This is a genomic window from Roseateles sp., from assembly GCF_052436255.1.
Lineage (GTDB): Bacteria > Pseudomonadota > Gammaproteobacteria > Burkholderiales > Burkholderiaceae_C > Pelomonas.
In genome coordinates this window covers 22,768-36,354 of record NZ_JBQVNP010000017.1, presented here as the reverse complement: position 1 = coordinate 36,354, position 13,587 = coordinate 22,768, and the positions used below count along the sequence as shown (strand labels likewise).

Genomic DNA, 13,587 nt, shown 5'->3' with positions numbered 1-13,587 from the left:
CCGGCCAAGGTACTCCATGGACGAGGGGCTTCATGTCCTGCCGTAGGTGTCCTCGAAGCGGACGATGTCGTCCTCGCCGAGGTAGGAGCCCGACTGGACTTCGATGATCTCCAGCGGCACCTTGCCCGGGTTGGCCAGACGGTGGGTCTGGCCCAGCGGGATGTAGGTGGACTGGTTCTCGGTCAGCAGGATGGTCTTGTCGCCGTTGACGATCTCGGCCGTGCCGCTGACGACGATCCAGTGCTCCGCCCGGTGGTGGTGCATCTGCAGGCTCAGCGACGCGCCCGGCTTGACCATGATGCGTTTGACCTGGAAGCGCTCGCCCGAGTCGATGCTGTCGTACCAGCCCCAGGGGCGATGCACCTTGCGGTGCAGGGCATGCTCGCCACGTTGTTCGGCGCCCAGGCGGTTGACGATCTGCTTGACCTCCTGGCTGCGCGAGCGGTCGCTGACGAGCACGGCGTCAGCGGTCTCGACGACGACGATGTCGGTCAGGCCGACAACACCGACCAGGCGGCTGGTGGCGTGCACGAGGGTGTTCTTGCTGTCGGCGATCAGCGCGTCGCCGACGAAGGCGTTGCCGTTCTCGTCCTTCTCGGACACTTGCCAGACGGCTTCCCAGGCCCCCAGGTCGTTCCAGCCCGCATCGAGCGCGACCATGCGCAGGGGGATGTCGGTGCCGGGGCAGCGCTCCATGACGGCGTAGTCGACGGACTCGCTCGGCACGGCGGCGAACTCCGCCTTGCCGGGCCGCACGAATTTGGCGTCGGTCTTGCGGACGTCCCACGATGCTCGTGTGGCGCTGGCGATGTCGGGCCGGAAGCGCTCCAGCGCCTTCATCCAGACGCTGGCGCGCAGCACGAACATGCCGCTGTTCCAGTAATAGTCGCCTTCGGCCAGATAGCGCTGGGCCGTTTCCAGATTGGGCTTCTCGACGAACTGCGCGACCGCCAGGCCGGCCGAGTCGCCGGCGGTGCGGATATAGCCATAACCCGTTTCAGGGCGGTCCGGCGTGATGCCCAGGATGGCGATGGCGCCCTCGGCCGCGATGCGAACTGCGTCCTGCAGTGCCGCCGTGAAGGCCTCGGCGTTGGTGACGGTTTGGTCGGCCGGCGTGACGACGAGGACGGGATCATTGCCGCCTTCGAGCGCAGCCAGCGCCGCCAGCGTCAAGGCCGGCGCGGTGTTGCGGCCCGACGGCTCCAGCAGCACGCCGCTGGGTTCCAGGCGGGTTTCGCGCAACTGATCCAGCACCAGGAACCGATGTTCCTCGTTGCCGACGATGCAAGGCCCAGCCAGCTCGAACTGGGGTGAGGCCAATGCAGCCAGGCGCCGTGCGGCAAGCTGGAACAGGCTTTCGTTGCCCGACAGCACAAGGAACTGCTTGGGGTAGCCGCTGCGCGACAGCGGCCACAGCCGGGTGCCGGAGCCGCCGGCCATGATGACGGGTTGAACCTGGATCATTGTTTAAGCGGGGTTGAAACCGTGTGGATTGAGGTTCTGCCAGCGCCAGCTGTCCTCGCACATGCGAGCCAGGTCGAGCTTGGCCTGCCAGCCAAGCAGCTCCCGAGCCAGCGTGGGGTCGGCCCAGCAGGCCGCGATGTCACCCGGGCGGCGCGGGCCGATTTCGTACGGGACGCTGCGGCCGCTGGCGGCCTCGTAGGCGCGCACCAGGTCGAGCACGCTATAGCCCTGGCCGGTGCCGAGGTTGACCGTCAGCGAACCGGTGTTGCCCAGCAGCCAGCGCAGCGCGGCGACATGACCCTCGGCGAGATCGCTGACATGGATGTAGTCGCGCACACCGGTGCCGTCGGGCGTGGCGTAGTCGTTGCCGAACACGGCGAGCCTGTCGCGCCGACCCACGGCGACCTGGGCGACATAGGGCATCAGGTTGTTGGGCGTGCCGCGCGGGTCCTCGCCGATGCGGCCGCTTTCATGGGCGCCCACCGGGTTGAAGTAGCGCAGGCAGGCGGTCTGCCAGCGCGGATCGGCGACGCCGAGGTCGCGCAGGATCTGCTCGCCCATCAGCTTGGTGGCACCGTAGGGGTTGGTGGACGACGTCGGCGCATCCTCGCGCAGCGGCAGTTGCTCCGGCGCGCCATACACGGTGGCACTGGAGCTGAAGACGATGCGCGAGCAGCCATGGCGCTTCATGACCTCGCAGGTGTTGACGAGGCCGCCGAGGTTGTTGCGGTAATAGGCCAGCGGCTGGCTGACCGACTCGCCGACCGCCTTGTAGGCTGCGAAATGAACCACGGCGGCGGGCTGGTACTCGGCGAAGACCTCGTCCATCGCCGCCGTATCGCAGACATCGGCGCGCTCGAACTCGATGGGCGCGCTGGCCAGCTCGGCCAGTCGCTCCAGCACGACGGGCGAGCTGTTGACGAAGTTGTCGACACCGACGACGCGGTAGCCGGCCTGCTGCAGGGCCAGCCAGGTGTGCGAGGCGATATAGCCGGTGGCACCGGTGAGCAGGACGGTGGTCATCAGTAGACGATGGCTTGGCCGGTGCAGCCGTAACTGCTGGCGTTGTAGACGTACTCCGGCACGCTGTTGTTGCGGTTCACGCGGTCGTACTGGCAGCCCAGGCTGAAGCTGCGCGAGATGGCCCAGCGCACGCCGATGTTGTAGAGCTGGTTGTCGTCGAGTGCGTCCGCAACCGGTGCGCCGGAACCGCTGGTGCGCCGAGCGCGGTTGTTACTGGCTCTGGCGTTGAGCTTGACCTTGGCCGTCAGGGCGTAGCTGCCGCCCAGCTGCCAAGAGGTGTAGACGCGGTCCAGGCCTGGGGCGCGGACCACGCTTTCCTGGCCCGTATCGCGCGAGTATTGGAGATTGAGCTGCAGCTTGCCGGTCGGTCGCCATTCCCAGGCAACGGAGCCGGTCGTGCCGCTGAAGTCCCGCAGCTGGTCGAGGCTGTTCTTGGTGCTGCTTCGACTGATGCGCGTGCTCAACGTGCTGCTGCCACCCGTGCTCCAGCGCGTTGTGAAGTCGATGTCATCACGGCTGTAGTCGTTGAGCTGGCTGACCACCACCACCGCGGCGGTTGCCGGGTCGATGGCGAAGCCGACGGGATAGCGAGGATTCTTTCCCTTGGTATGCCGCGCGACGACGCCCAGCCTGACATTGCCGGCAGGGGTTGCATAGACGCCCACGGAGGCTGCGTTCTGCTGATAGACGAAGCGGGCGTACTGCTCGGCCGTGAAGTCCCGGCGCCGGTGCGTCAGGCTGGTCTCCAGCGTGTAGCGGGTCGCAACACCAAGGCGCGCGACCGCCTGGTACTCGTCATTGCGCTCGATGTTCTTCTGGCGGATGGGATCAATGCCGCTGCCGATATTGAAGTCGGCCAACGAGCGGTCCGACTTGGCGCTCAGCACACCCGACAACCGGCCGATGGTTTCCCAGTTCAAGGCGCCGCGCAGGCTTGAAGAGCGGTAGTTCAGATCACTGTTCGTCGAATAGCGGTTGTTCTGCAGGGAGCCGTCCAGGGTCAGGTGCTGGCGCCCCAGGCGCTGGTCGATGCCGCCCAGCAGGCCGACGCTGACGACGGTGTCGTCGTTCGTCGAATTGGGCTCCCGGTAGACGTTCGACACCTTGGAAACGCCGACTGAACCGCCGACATAGAAAGGCGTGGTGTCGTCGGTCTGGGCCTGGGCTGCGGTCATTGCGGCCAACAGGCAGGCCGCTGCGAGCGAGGTCCGGGCGGGGAGGCGAAGGTGCTTAGTAGGCATGGCGGTCAAACACCACCAGCCTCACCGTCCGCAGGATGATCTGCAGATCGAGGGCCAGCGACCAGTTGCGCAAGTATTCAAGATCGTATTCGACGCGTGCGACCATCTTGTCGATGGTGTCGGTCTCGCCACGCAGGCCGTTGACCTGGGCCCAGCCGGTGATGCCGGGCTTGACCTTGTGGCGCACCATGTAGGCCTTGATGAGCTTGCGGTATTCCTCGTTGTGCGCCACGGCATGCGGGCGCGGGCCCACGATGCTCATGCGGCCTTGCAACACGTTGATGAATTGCGGCAGTTCATCCAGCGAGGTGCGGCGGATGAAGGCGCCGAAAGGGGTGATGCGCGAGTCGCCCTTGGTGGCCTGCTTGACGACGGCGCCGTTGTCCTGCGCGCGCATCGAACGGAACTTGTAGACGATGATCTCTTCGCCGTTCACGCCGTTGCGGCGCTGCTTGAAGATGATCGGTCCCGGCGAACTCAGCTTCACGCCGATGGCCAGCGCCAACAGGATGGGTGAGATCAGGATGAGGATCAGGCTGGACAGCACGACATCGCTGATGCGCTTGACGAGCTGGTTGGTGCCCGTGAAGGGCGTCTCGCAGATGCCGACGACCGGCACGCCGCTGATGTCCTGCAGGCGGCCCTGGATGATGCTGATGCCGAACACGTCGGGCACGAAGAACAAAGACGCCGTGGTGCCCTGCACCTGTTCGAGCAGTTCCACGATGCGCGGCTGCGAGCCCAGCGGCAGCGTGATGTAGACCTCGCGCACGCCCTTGTCGCGCACGAACTCGCTGAGCTGAGCCAGGGAGCCGAGGATGGAAGCCCCCGCCTCGGGGTGCAGGCGGTCCGGGCTGCGGTCATCAAAATAGCCTAGGCAGATGACGCCCGCGGAGTCGCGCAGCGCCCGAGACAACTTGTGCCCCAGCGGGCCGGCGCCGACGATGACCGCGGTGCGCCGCGCGCGCGGGTCGCGCGCGCGCCACTGCTGGATGCGCCGGCCGATCGTGATCGCCGCCATCTGTGCCACCGGCGTGATGATGGCCCACCAGAGCAAAACTTCGTTCTCGAAGTAATAAAGGCTGTTGGTCGCATAGCCGCACAGCAGCAGGATGCCTAGCAGCAGCAGCCAGGACGACACCACGTCGACGATGGCGCTGGCCGGGTGGTCATTGAAGCGGTTGCGACCCGGGAACGTCAGGGCGAATATCAGCAGGCACAGCGTCAGAGTCGGACGCATCACCGGTTCGTCGAAATGCCCGTTCACCAGCAGGAAGGTCAGGACGATGATGCCGGGCTCAAGAAGGGCGGCAATCAGAGACTCGACCGACTGCGGTGCGCTGTAGAACGTCCTCTTGTAGCTGCGGTCCTCAAACATCGTGGCGGTTCGGTGATCCTTGGACCTGGGGACAGGGGCGGGCTGAAAAAATGCGACTTCGGATTCTCTACCAACAAATTTGACAACCAAGCCGGCGACGTCCCTTGTTCAAGGTCCGCTGCCTACAATCTTGTACATGTCTGCCCCCTGGTCACTCCCGCCGCTGCCGTCCCTCACGCCCCTGCTAATGCCGGCATTGCAGGACCGCCTCGTGCTGCTGATCAACCATGTCGTTTCGCGTGAACCGATCGCGGCCCAGCGCCTGCGGCCCCTGGCCGGGCGTGCTCTGGTGGTCCACCTGGCGGGTTGGCCCAGCTTGTTGCCGTCGGCGCCGGACCTGGTGCTGGGCGTCACGCCGGCCGGCTTGTTCGAACGCCTGGACACGGTGCCTGGCGGCCCAGGCGGGCTGCGCATCGAGATCGACGCGTCCAACCCCGCTAGATTGGCGCTGGGTGCGCTCAGCGGCGACGCGCCGACGGTCAGCGTGCAGGGCGACGCCGCGTTCGCCGGCGAGATGCACTGGCTGATGGACAACCTGCGCTGGGACATCGAGGATGACCTCGCCGGCATCGTCGGTCCGCTGGCCGCCCGCCAACTGGGCCAGTTTGGCCGCGCGCTGCGGCGTTCCCTGTCCGGCGTGGCCCAGCGGTTCGCGCCCTCGATGTCTTCTGCGCCCGGTAGCGGCGCATGAGATTTGTCTCGCGGCTGCTGGTCATCCTGTGGACGGTTTGGCGTTTCGGCCTCGATGAACTGGCCCTGTCCGGCCTGCAGCGGCGGCGTTTTCAGCTGCTGAGGCGGTTCACGCGGCTCGGACGGCGCTGGCAGGAGCCCCGCGGCGTGCGCCTGCGCCTGGCGCTTGAGGGGCTGGGCCCCATCTTCGTCAAGTTCGGCCAAGTGCTGTCGACCCGCCGAGACCTGCTGCCCAACGATGTGGCGCTTGAGTTGGCCAAGCTGCAGGACCGCGTGCCGCCGTTCCCGGCGTCGCTGTCCCGCGAGATGGTGGAGCGCGCCTTCGGCCGGCCGCTGGAAGAGCTGTTTGCCAGCTTCGACGCCGAACCCATTGCGAGCGCCAGCATTGCGCAGGTGCATTTCGCCACGCTGCAGGACGGCCGCGAGGTGGCGGTCAAGGTGCTTCGCCCCGGCATGCTCGACGTCATCGACGATGACCTGTCGTTGATGCGCACGCTGGCCCGCTGGGTCGAGCGCTTTTCGGCCGACGGCCGGCGCCTGAAGCCGCGCGAGGTGGTCGCCGAGTTCGACATGTACCTGCATGACGAGCTCGACCTCGTCCGCGAGGCGGCCAACGCCGCCCAGCTGCGCCGCAACATGGACGGCCTGGACCTGGTGTTGGTGCCCGAGATGCATTGGGACCTGTGCAGCTCCGAGGTCATCGTCATGGAGCGCATGAAGGGCGTGCCGATCTCGCAGCTGGCCGCGCTGCAGGAAGCCGGCATCGACATCAAGAAGCTGGCGCGCGACGGCGTGACCATCTTCTTCACCCAGGTGTTCCGCGACGGCTTCTTCCATGCCGACATGCACCCCGGCAACATCCAGGTCAGCCTGGCGCCCGAAACCTTCGGCCGCTATGTGGCGCTGGACTTCGGCATCATCGGCACGCTGACCGAGGTGGACAAGGATTACCTGGCGCAGAACTTCATCGCCTTCTTCCAGCGCGACTACAAGCGCGTGGCAGAGCTGCACATCGCCTCGGGGTGGGTGCCCGCCGAGACGCGTGTGGATGCGCTCGAGAGTGCCGTTCGGGCCGTCTGCGAGCCTCATTTCGACCGGCCTTTGAAGGACATCTCGCTCGGCCAGGTGTTGATGCGTCTGTTCCAGACCTCGCGCCGCTTCAACGTGGAGATCCAGCCCCAGCTCGTGCTGCTGCAGAAGACCCTGCTCAACGTCGAGGGCCTGGGCCGGCAGCTCGACCCGGAGCTGGATCTCTGGGCCACCGCCAAGCCCTTCCTGGAGCGCTGGATGAACGAGCAGGTCGGCTGGCCCGCCTTCAACAAGCAGTTGATGAAGGAGGCCCCGCGCTTCGCTCAGCTCGTCCCCGAGCTGCCGCGGCTGCTGCACGATGCGCTGAGAAACCAGGCCCAGCGGGGTGGCGACGCCGAGATGCGCGCCCTGGTGCGTGAGCTGCGCAGCACCAACCGCCTGCTGTCGGGGCTGCTCTGGGGAGCGGCCGGCTTCGCGCTGGGCATTGCCCTGGCGGCGCTGACGATGCGTGTCCTGGACCTGGGCCTCTAGCCGCCCGGCGGCTTGCCGCCGTCATAATCCGCGCCAATTTTTCAGGCCCGCCTTCGCGACCCCATGAACACCACGCTGATCGTTTTCGTCGTGCTCTATCTGCTCGGCACGCTGGCCATCGGTGTCTGGGCCGGCACACGGGTCAAGAACACCGCGGACTTCGCCGTGGCCGGCCGCAGCCTGCCGCTGGTCATGGTCATCACGACGACCTTTGCCACCTGGTTCGGTGCCGAGACGGTGATGGGCATCCCGGCCAAGTTCGTGCAGGGCGGCCTGGGCGCCATCGTCGAAGACCCCTTCGGCGCCGGCCTGTGCCTGGTGCTGGTGGGCGCCTTCTTCGCCGCCAAGCTCTACCGCAAGAACCTGCTGACCATCGGCGACTTCTACCGTCAGCGCTATGGCAAGGGCGTGGAGGTGTTCTGCTCGCTGGCCATCATCCTGAGCTACCTCGGCTGGGTGGCCGCCCAGGTCACTGCGTTGGGCCTGGTCTTCAACATCCTGACCGACGGTGCGATGAGTACCGAGGTGGGCATGATCGTGGGCCTGGCGGCGGTGCTGGTCTATGTCGTCATCGGCGGCTTCCTGGCGGTGGCCTGGACCGATTTCATCCAGATGATCGTGCTGGTCATCGGCCTGTCGGTGATCGCCTTCTTCTCCGCCGACTTGGCCGGTGGCGCCGGCAAGGTGTTGGACCTGGCGCAGCAGAAGGAACTGGACAACTTCTTTCCCGCGCCAACCTTCACGGACATCGCCATGTTCATCGGCGCGGCGCTGACGATGATGCTGGGCTCCATCCCGCAGCAGGACGTGTTCCAGCGCGTCATGTCGGCCAAGGACGCCAAGACCGCCCAGCGCGGCGCCATGATCGGCGGCTTCAGCTACATCGCCTTCGCCTTCGTGCCAATGTTCATCGTGCTGGCGGCCGTCGTCGTCATGGGCGAGCAGGCGCTCGAGCTGGCGCAGAACGACTACCAGCGCGTGCTGCCCAGCTTCATCATGGGCCACATGCCGCTGTTCATCCAGATCCTGTTCTTCGGGGCGCTGCTGTCGGCCATCAAGAGCACCTCCTCGGCCACGCTGCTGGCGCCGACCACCAGCTTCGTCGAGAACATCCTCGCGCAGATCCGCCCCGGCATGAGCGACCGCCAGCGCCTGGTGGCCATGCGCGTGACGCTGGTTGTCTTCGCTCTGGCCGTGCTGGCGTACTCGATCGCGCTGCAGGGCACGCCGATTTACGAACTGGTCAGTGCGGCCTACCAGGTCACCTTGGTCGCGGCCTTTGTGCCGCTGGTGTTCGGCCTGTACTGGCAGCGCGCCACGACGCAGGGCGCCGTCGCCGCCATCTTTGCCGGCGTGACCGTCTGGGTGGCCTTTTTTCCGCAGGTCAGCACCTGGGGCGAGTTCTTCCCCGGCCAGCTGGCCGGGTTGCTGGCAGCCCTTGGCGGCATGGTCGTGGGTTCGCTGGCACCGCAGTGGATGACCAACCGGCACGAGCACGTCAGCCACCACCTGCCGCCCCACGGCTGAGTCGCCCCCTAAAATGGCGGGCTTTTCGCCCTCCGCGACTCACTAGAGCCTCTCATGCCCATCTATGCCTACCGCTGCAGCGCCTGTGGCCACGCCAAGGACGTGCTGCAAAAGCTTTCCGACGCGCCGCTGACCACCTGCCCTGCCTGCGCGGCCGAGAGCTTCTCCAAACAGGTCACCGCCGCCGGATTCCAGCTCAAGGGTTCGGGCTGGTACGCCACCGACTTCAAGGGCGGCGCCGCCCCGGCCGCGGCCGCCGCCCCGGCCGCCGATGCGGCCAAGCCCGATGCGCCCAAGCCCGAAGCCGCGGCCGCGCCCTCGGCGTCTGCTTCCTGTGGCGGCTCTTGCGCCTGTCACTGACCGGAAGATTCGTGGGCGCGTCACTTCGGAAGTACCTGGTTGCCGGCCTGCTGGTCTGGCTGCCGCTGGCCATCACGATCTGGGTGCTGGCCCAGGTGCTGGGCGTCGTCAACGGCGTGTTCGGCTCGATGCTGGCCGCCGTGGCCCTGGTGATGCCAGATGCCTGGCGCGAAGCGATCCTGGGACTGGAGCATGTGCCGGGCCTCGGACTGTTCATCCTGGCTGCGGGCTTGCTGGCTACCGGGGTTTTCGTCGCCAACATCTTTGGCCAGTGGCTGCTGACGCAGTGGGACCGGTTGATGTCCCACATTCCGATCGTCAAAAGCATCTACAGCTCGGTCAAGCAGGTGTCGGACACGCTGTTTTCCAGCAGCGGCAACGCCTTCCGCGAGGCCGTGCTCGTTCAATACCCGCGAGCCGACAGCTGGACCATCGCCTTCGTGACCGGCACGCCCAGCGGTGAGGTTGCCCGCCAGCTGGAGGACGAGCACGTCAGCATCTACGTGCCGACGACGCCCAACCCCACGTCGGGCTTCTTCCTCATCGTGCCGAAGGCAGATGTCAGGCCGCTTCACATGACGGTGGACGAGGCGCTGAAGTACATCATCTCCATGGGTACCGTCTCGCCGCTGCCCCATCCGCTGGATCTAGGCGCCATCGCCGACGAGGCGGGTCGCAACCCGCAGGGGTCGGCCGTCCCGGACGGGCGGTCAAATCAGCCGGGTTGAGCGCCCCGGCCGGCGTTCAATCCTGAGAGCCAAGCGAGCTCACCAGCGCCTACAGAACACTCTTTGCAAAGAATTCGGAGAACCTCCATGCGTACCTGCTATGCCGGCCAAGTCAGCGAAAAGCTGCTCGACCAGACCGTGACCCTGATGGGCTGGGCCCACCGCCGCCGTGACCACGGCGGCGTCATCTTCATCGACCTGCGTGACCGCGAAGGCCTGGTCCAGATCGTCTGCGACCCCGACCGCGCCGACAGCTTCAAGATTGCCGAAGACGTCCGCAGCGAGTTCTGCCTGAAGATCGTCGGCAAGGTGCGCGCACGCCCGGCCGGCACCGAGAACGCCAACCTGGTGTCCGGCAAGATCGAGGTGCTCTGCCACGAGATCGAGGTGCTGAACCCGTCGGTGCCCATCCCGTTCCAGATCGACGAGGACAACCTGTCCGAGACGACCCGCCTCACGCACCGCGTGCTGGACCTGCGCCGCCCCTACATGCAGAACAACCTGATGCTGCGCTACCGCGTGGCGATGGAGGTGCGCAAGTTCCTCGACGAGCACGGCTTTGTCGACATCGAGACGCCGATGCTGACCAAGAGCACGCCCGAAGGCGCGCGCGACTATCTGGTGCCCAGCCGCGTGCACGACGGCCACTTCTTCGCGCTGCCGCAGTCGCCCCAGCTGTTCAAGCAACTGCTGATGGTGTCGGGCTTCGACCGCTACTACCAGATCACCAAGTGCTTCCGTGACGAGGACCTGCGCGCCGACCGCCAGCCCGAGTTCACGCAGATCGATATCGAGACCTCCTTCCTGACCGAAGAAGAAATCCGCTCGATGTTCGAGGGCATGATCCGCCACGTCTTCCGCAAGGCGCTGAATGTCGAGCTGGGCGACTACCCGGTCATGAAGTACGCGGAAGCGATGCACCGCTACGGCTCCGACAAGCCCGACCTGCGCGTCAAGCTCGAGTTCACCGAGCTGACCGACGCGATGACGACGGTGGACTTCAAGGTCTTCAGCGGCCCGGCCACGACGCCGGGCGGCCGTGTCGTCGCGCTGCGCGTGCCCATGGGCGCGTCCATGAGCCGCGGCGAGATCGACGCCTACACCGAGTTCGTCAAGATCTACGGTGCCAAGGGCCTGGCCTGGATCAAGGTGAATGAAGTGGCCAAGGGCCGCGAGGGCCTGCAGTCGCCCATCGTCAAGAACCTGCACGACGAAGCCGTCGCCGAGATCCTCAAGCGCACCGGCGCGCAGGATGGCGACCTGCTGTTCTTCGGCGCCGACAAGGCCAAGGTGGTCAACGACGCCATCGGCGCGCTGCGCCTCAAAGTGGGCCACAGCGAATTCGGCAAGGCCAACGGCCTGTTCAACGACGTCTGGGCGCCGCTGTGGGTGGTCGACTTCCCGATGTTCGAGCACGACGAGGAGAACGACCGCTGGGCGGCCGTTCACCATCCGTTCACGGCGCCCAAGGACGGGCATGAGGACCTGATGGCGACCGACCCGGGCAAGTGCATCGCCAAGGCCTACGACATGGTGCTCAACGGCTGGGAGCTGGGCGGCGGCTCGGTGCGTATCCACCGCGCCGAGGTGCAGGCCAAGGTCTTCGAGGCGCTCAACATCAGCGCGGAAGACCAGCGCATCAAGTTCGGCTTCCTGCTGGACGCGCTGCAGTACGGCGCGCCCCCGCACGGTGGCCTGGCCTTCGGCCTGGACCGCATCGTCACGATGATGACCAAGGCCGAGTCCATCCGCGACGTCATCGCCTTCCCGAAGACCCAGCGTGCCCAATGCCTGCTGACCGGCGCACCCTCGCTGGTCGACGAGAAGCAGCTGCGCGAGCTGCACATCCGCCTGCGCAACGCGACGGCTGCGGCGCAGTAAGCGCGCTATCTCGCCGCACGGGCCCCGCTTCGGCGGGGCCTTCTTTGCAGGCGGCAGGATCACCACGGGCAGGTCGGGTGGCGGTGAAGTCGCTCTGCGCGTCACGCACGAGCGGGGTCACGCCGCAGGCGCGGTGGCGGCCGCGGCTTCAGTGCCGAGTTGGCCGGGTCGTTGAGCCCGTTGCTGGGCCAGGAGGGCCTGGGCGCCCGCTGACGCGTCAGGGGTCCATCTCGCGGGGTTCGGGCTGCGGCGGTCGCGTTGCTGCAAGGCGGGTGCCGCCCACCGCGACTCGCACGGCCGCTATGCTTTGCCGATGCCTGCGGCCAAGCCTTTCAAGATCCCCGAGTCGGTCCTCGTCGTCATCCACACGCCCGACCTCCAGGTGCTGCTGCTGGAGCGCGCCGACCAGCCCGGCTTCTGGCAAAGTGTCACGGGCTCCAAGGACACGCCCGACGAGGAGCCTGCCGTGACGGCGTGGCGCGAGGTGCAGGAGGAAACCGGCATCGATGCGCACGCCGCCGGCCACATGCTGCGCGACTGGCAGCTGGCCAATGTTTACGAGATTTACCCGCAGTGGCGGCACCGCTATGCGCCGGGCGTGACGCGCAACATCGAACACGTCTTCGGCCTACAACTGCCATCGGCGTTGACGCCGACGCTGGCGCCGCGCGAGCACCTATCTTGGGTCTGGTTGCCCTGGCCGGAAGCGGCCGACCGCTGTTTTTCGCCGTCCAACGCCGAAGCGATATCGCAGTTGCCGCGCTTCAGCCCCGCCACGACATGAAAGCGCCCACGCTCACTTTGCTCAACGCCTTGCAGGCCGCACCGAGCCGGTGGCTCGGTTCTTCGCCAGCCATGCAGCGTCCACTGGACACTGCTTGCGCGGGCTCAGCCCCCCGAGGGGACGTTCAGCGGCTTCGGGCGGCCGGATGCCGCTTGCCATGAGCCCAGTCCGCCCCACTCCCCACCCACCCGGCGCCGTGCTGCGCGTGGCGACCTACAACATTCACAAGGGCGTCCGCGGCCTCGGGCCGGCCAAGCGCCTGGAGATCCACAACCTGCAGATGGGCGTCGAAGCCATGGACGCCGACTTGGTCTGCCTGCAGGAAGTGCGCCTCTTCCATCACCGCGAGGCCGCGTTCTTCGACCGCACCTGGTTCGGCTGGCCCGAGAAAGGCCAGGCCGACTTCCTCGCGCCCGAGGGATACGAGGTGGCTTACCGCACCAATGCGACGACGAAGTTCGGCGAGCATGGCAACGCCCTGCTGTCGCGCTGGCCCATCGGCGATATCGGTCACCACGACGTGTCCGATCATTCCTTTGAACAGCGCGGCCTGCTGCATGTGCCGGTGCACTGGCAGGGCACGGTGGTGCACGTCGTCGTCGCCCATTTCGGGCTGATCCATGCCAGCCGCGTGCGCCAGGTCGACCGCCTCGCCGCCTTTGTGCGCGAGCATGTGCCTGCCGGTGCGCCCGTGCTCGTGGCGGGCGACTACAACGACTGGGGCGAGCGCCTGGACCCGGCGATGCGCGCCCACGGCCTGCGCCGCGCGGCACCGCCGCATGGACGGGCGCGTGCAGCCACCTTTCCGTCACGCCTGCCGGTGTTTGCGCTGGACCGCGTCTACATGAGCGGCCTGCGCTGCACCGGTGTGCAGGTACCGCGCGGTCCCAGTTGGGCGCGCATGTCCGACCACCTGCCCTTGATCGTGGAGCTGGCGCTGGAATGAGCCAG

12 protein-coding genes are annotated in these 13,587 nt (G+C 66.8%); 8 read left to right on the top strand and 4 right to left on the bottom strand.

The genetic code is table 11. The annotated features are described in order from the left end of the window. Positions 1 to 30 precede the first annotated feature (30 nt). The 4 genes from ACT6S0_RS06530 to ACT6S0_RS06515 are packed head-to-tail and all read right to left on the bottom strand — an operon-like array spanning position 31 to position 5,106. Positions 31 to 1,464, bottom strand: a complete 1,434-nt coding sequence (locus tag ACT6S0_RS06530) for a mannose-1-phosphate guanylyltransferase/mannose-6-phosphate isomerase (protein WP_444763082.1) — start codon at positions 1,462 to 1,464, stop codon at positions 31 to 33. 3 nt (positions 1,465 to 1,467) lie between these two features. Then, the gene (galE, locus tag ACT6S0_RS06525; RefSeq protein WP_444763081.1) at positions 1,468 to 2,487 is read right to left on the bottom strand and encodes a UDP-glucose 4-epimerase GalE; all 1,020 of its coding nucleotides are present in this window, start codon (positions 2,485 to 2,487) and stop codon (positions 1,468 to 1,470) included. After that, positions 2,487 to 3,662 carry a hypothetical protein gene (locus ACT6S0_RS06520; protein ID WP_444763080.1) on the bottom strand — a complete coding sequence of 392 codons (1,176 nt, stop codon included), beginning with the start codon at positions 3,660 to 3,662 and terminating at the stop codon, positions 2,487 to 2,489. The genes galE and ACT6S0_RS06520 overlap by 1 nt, the downstream gene beginning before the upstream one ends. A 55-nt stretch (positions 3,663 to 3,717) precedes the next feature. Then, entirely contained in the window at positions 3,718 to 5,106 is a 1,389-nt protein-coding gene (locus tag ACT6S0_RS06515) for an undecaprenyl-phosphate glucose phosphotransferase (RefSeq protein ID WP_444763079.1), read from the bottom strand. A 136-nt stretch (positions 5,107 to 5,242) separates the two neighbouring features. On the opposite strand from ACT6S0_RS06515, the gene ACT6S0_RS06510 reads away from it, so the two are divergent. The 8 genes from ACT6S0_RS06510 (at position 5,243) to ACT6S0_RS06475 (ending at position 13,582) form a co-directional block, all read left to right on the top strand. Then, on the top strand, positions 5,243 to 5,797 hold the full coding sequence (locus ACT6S0_RS06510) for a hypothetical protein (RefSeq protein WP_444763078.1): 555 nt from the start codon (positions 5,243 to 5,245) through the stop codon (positions 5,795 to 5,797). Continuing rightward, positions 5,794 to 7,356 carry a ubiquinone biosynthesis regulatory protein kinase UbiB gene (gene ubiB / locus ACT6S0_RS06505; protein ID WP_444763077.1) on the top strand — a complete coding sequence of 521 codons (1,563 nt, stop codon included), beginning with the start codon at positions 5,794 to 5,796 and terminating at the stop codon, positions 7,354 to 7,356. The genes ACT6S0_RS06510 and ubiB overlap by 4 nt, the downstream gene beginning before the upstream one ends. 63 nt (positions 7,357 to 7,419) lie before the next feature. Next, the gene (locus tag ACT6S0_RS06500) at positions 7,420 to 8,883 is read left to right on the top strand and encodes a sodium:solute symporter family protein (protein ID WP_444763076.1); all 1,464 of its coding nucleotides are present in this window, start codon (positions 7,420 to 7,422) and stop codon (positions 8,881 to 8,883) included. Between the two features lie 54 nt (positions 8,884 to 8,937). Beyond that, the gene (locus ACT6S0_RS06495; protein WP_444763075.1) at positions 8,938 to 9,243 is read left to right on the top strand and encodes an FmdB family zinc ribbon protein; all 306 of its coding nucleotides are present in this window, start codon (positions 8,938 to 8,940) and stop codon (positions 9,241 to 9,243) included. A gap of 11 nt (positions 9,244 to 9,254) precedes the next feature. Then, complete coding sequence (locus tag ACT6S0_RS06490; RefSeq protein WP_444763074.1) at positions 9,255 to 9,971, top strand: DUF502 domain-containing protein; 717 nt, start codon at positions 9,255 to 9,257, stop codon at positions 9,969 to 9,971. An 87-nt stretch (positions 9,972 to 10,058) separates the two neighbouring features. Further along, positions 10,059 to 11,852 carry an aspartate--tRNA ligase gene (gene aspS, locus ACT6S0_RS06485; protein WP_444763073.1) on the top strand — a complete coding sequence of 598 codons (1,794 nt, stop codon included), beginning with the start codon at positions 10,059 to 10,061 and terminating at the stop codon, positions 11,850 to 11,852. Between the two features lie 313 nt (positions 11,853 to 12,165). Further along, positions 12,166 to 12,636: a dihydroneopterin triphosphate diphosphatase gene (gene nudB / locus ACT6S0_RS06480; RefSeq protein ID WP_444763072.1), complete on the top strand. Its 471-nt coding sequence runs from the start codon at positions 12,166 to 12,168 to the stop codon at positions 12,634 to 12,636. A 157-nt stretch (positions 12,637 to 12,793) separates the two neighbouring features. Further along, positions 12,794 to 13,582, top strand: coding sequence for an endonuclease/exonuclease/phosphatase family protein (locus ACT6S0_RS06475; RefSeq protein WP_444763071.1), 789 nt, complete (start codon positions 12,794 to 12,796; stop codon positions 13,580 to 13,582). Positions 13,583 to 13,587: the final 5 nt, after the last annotated feature.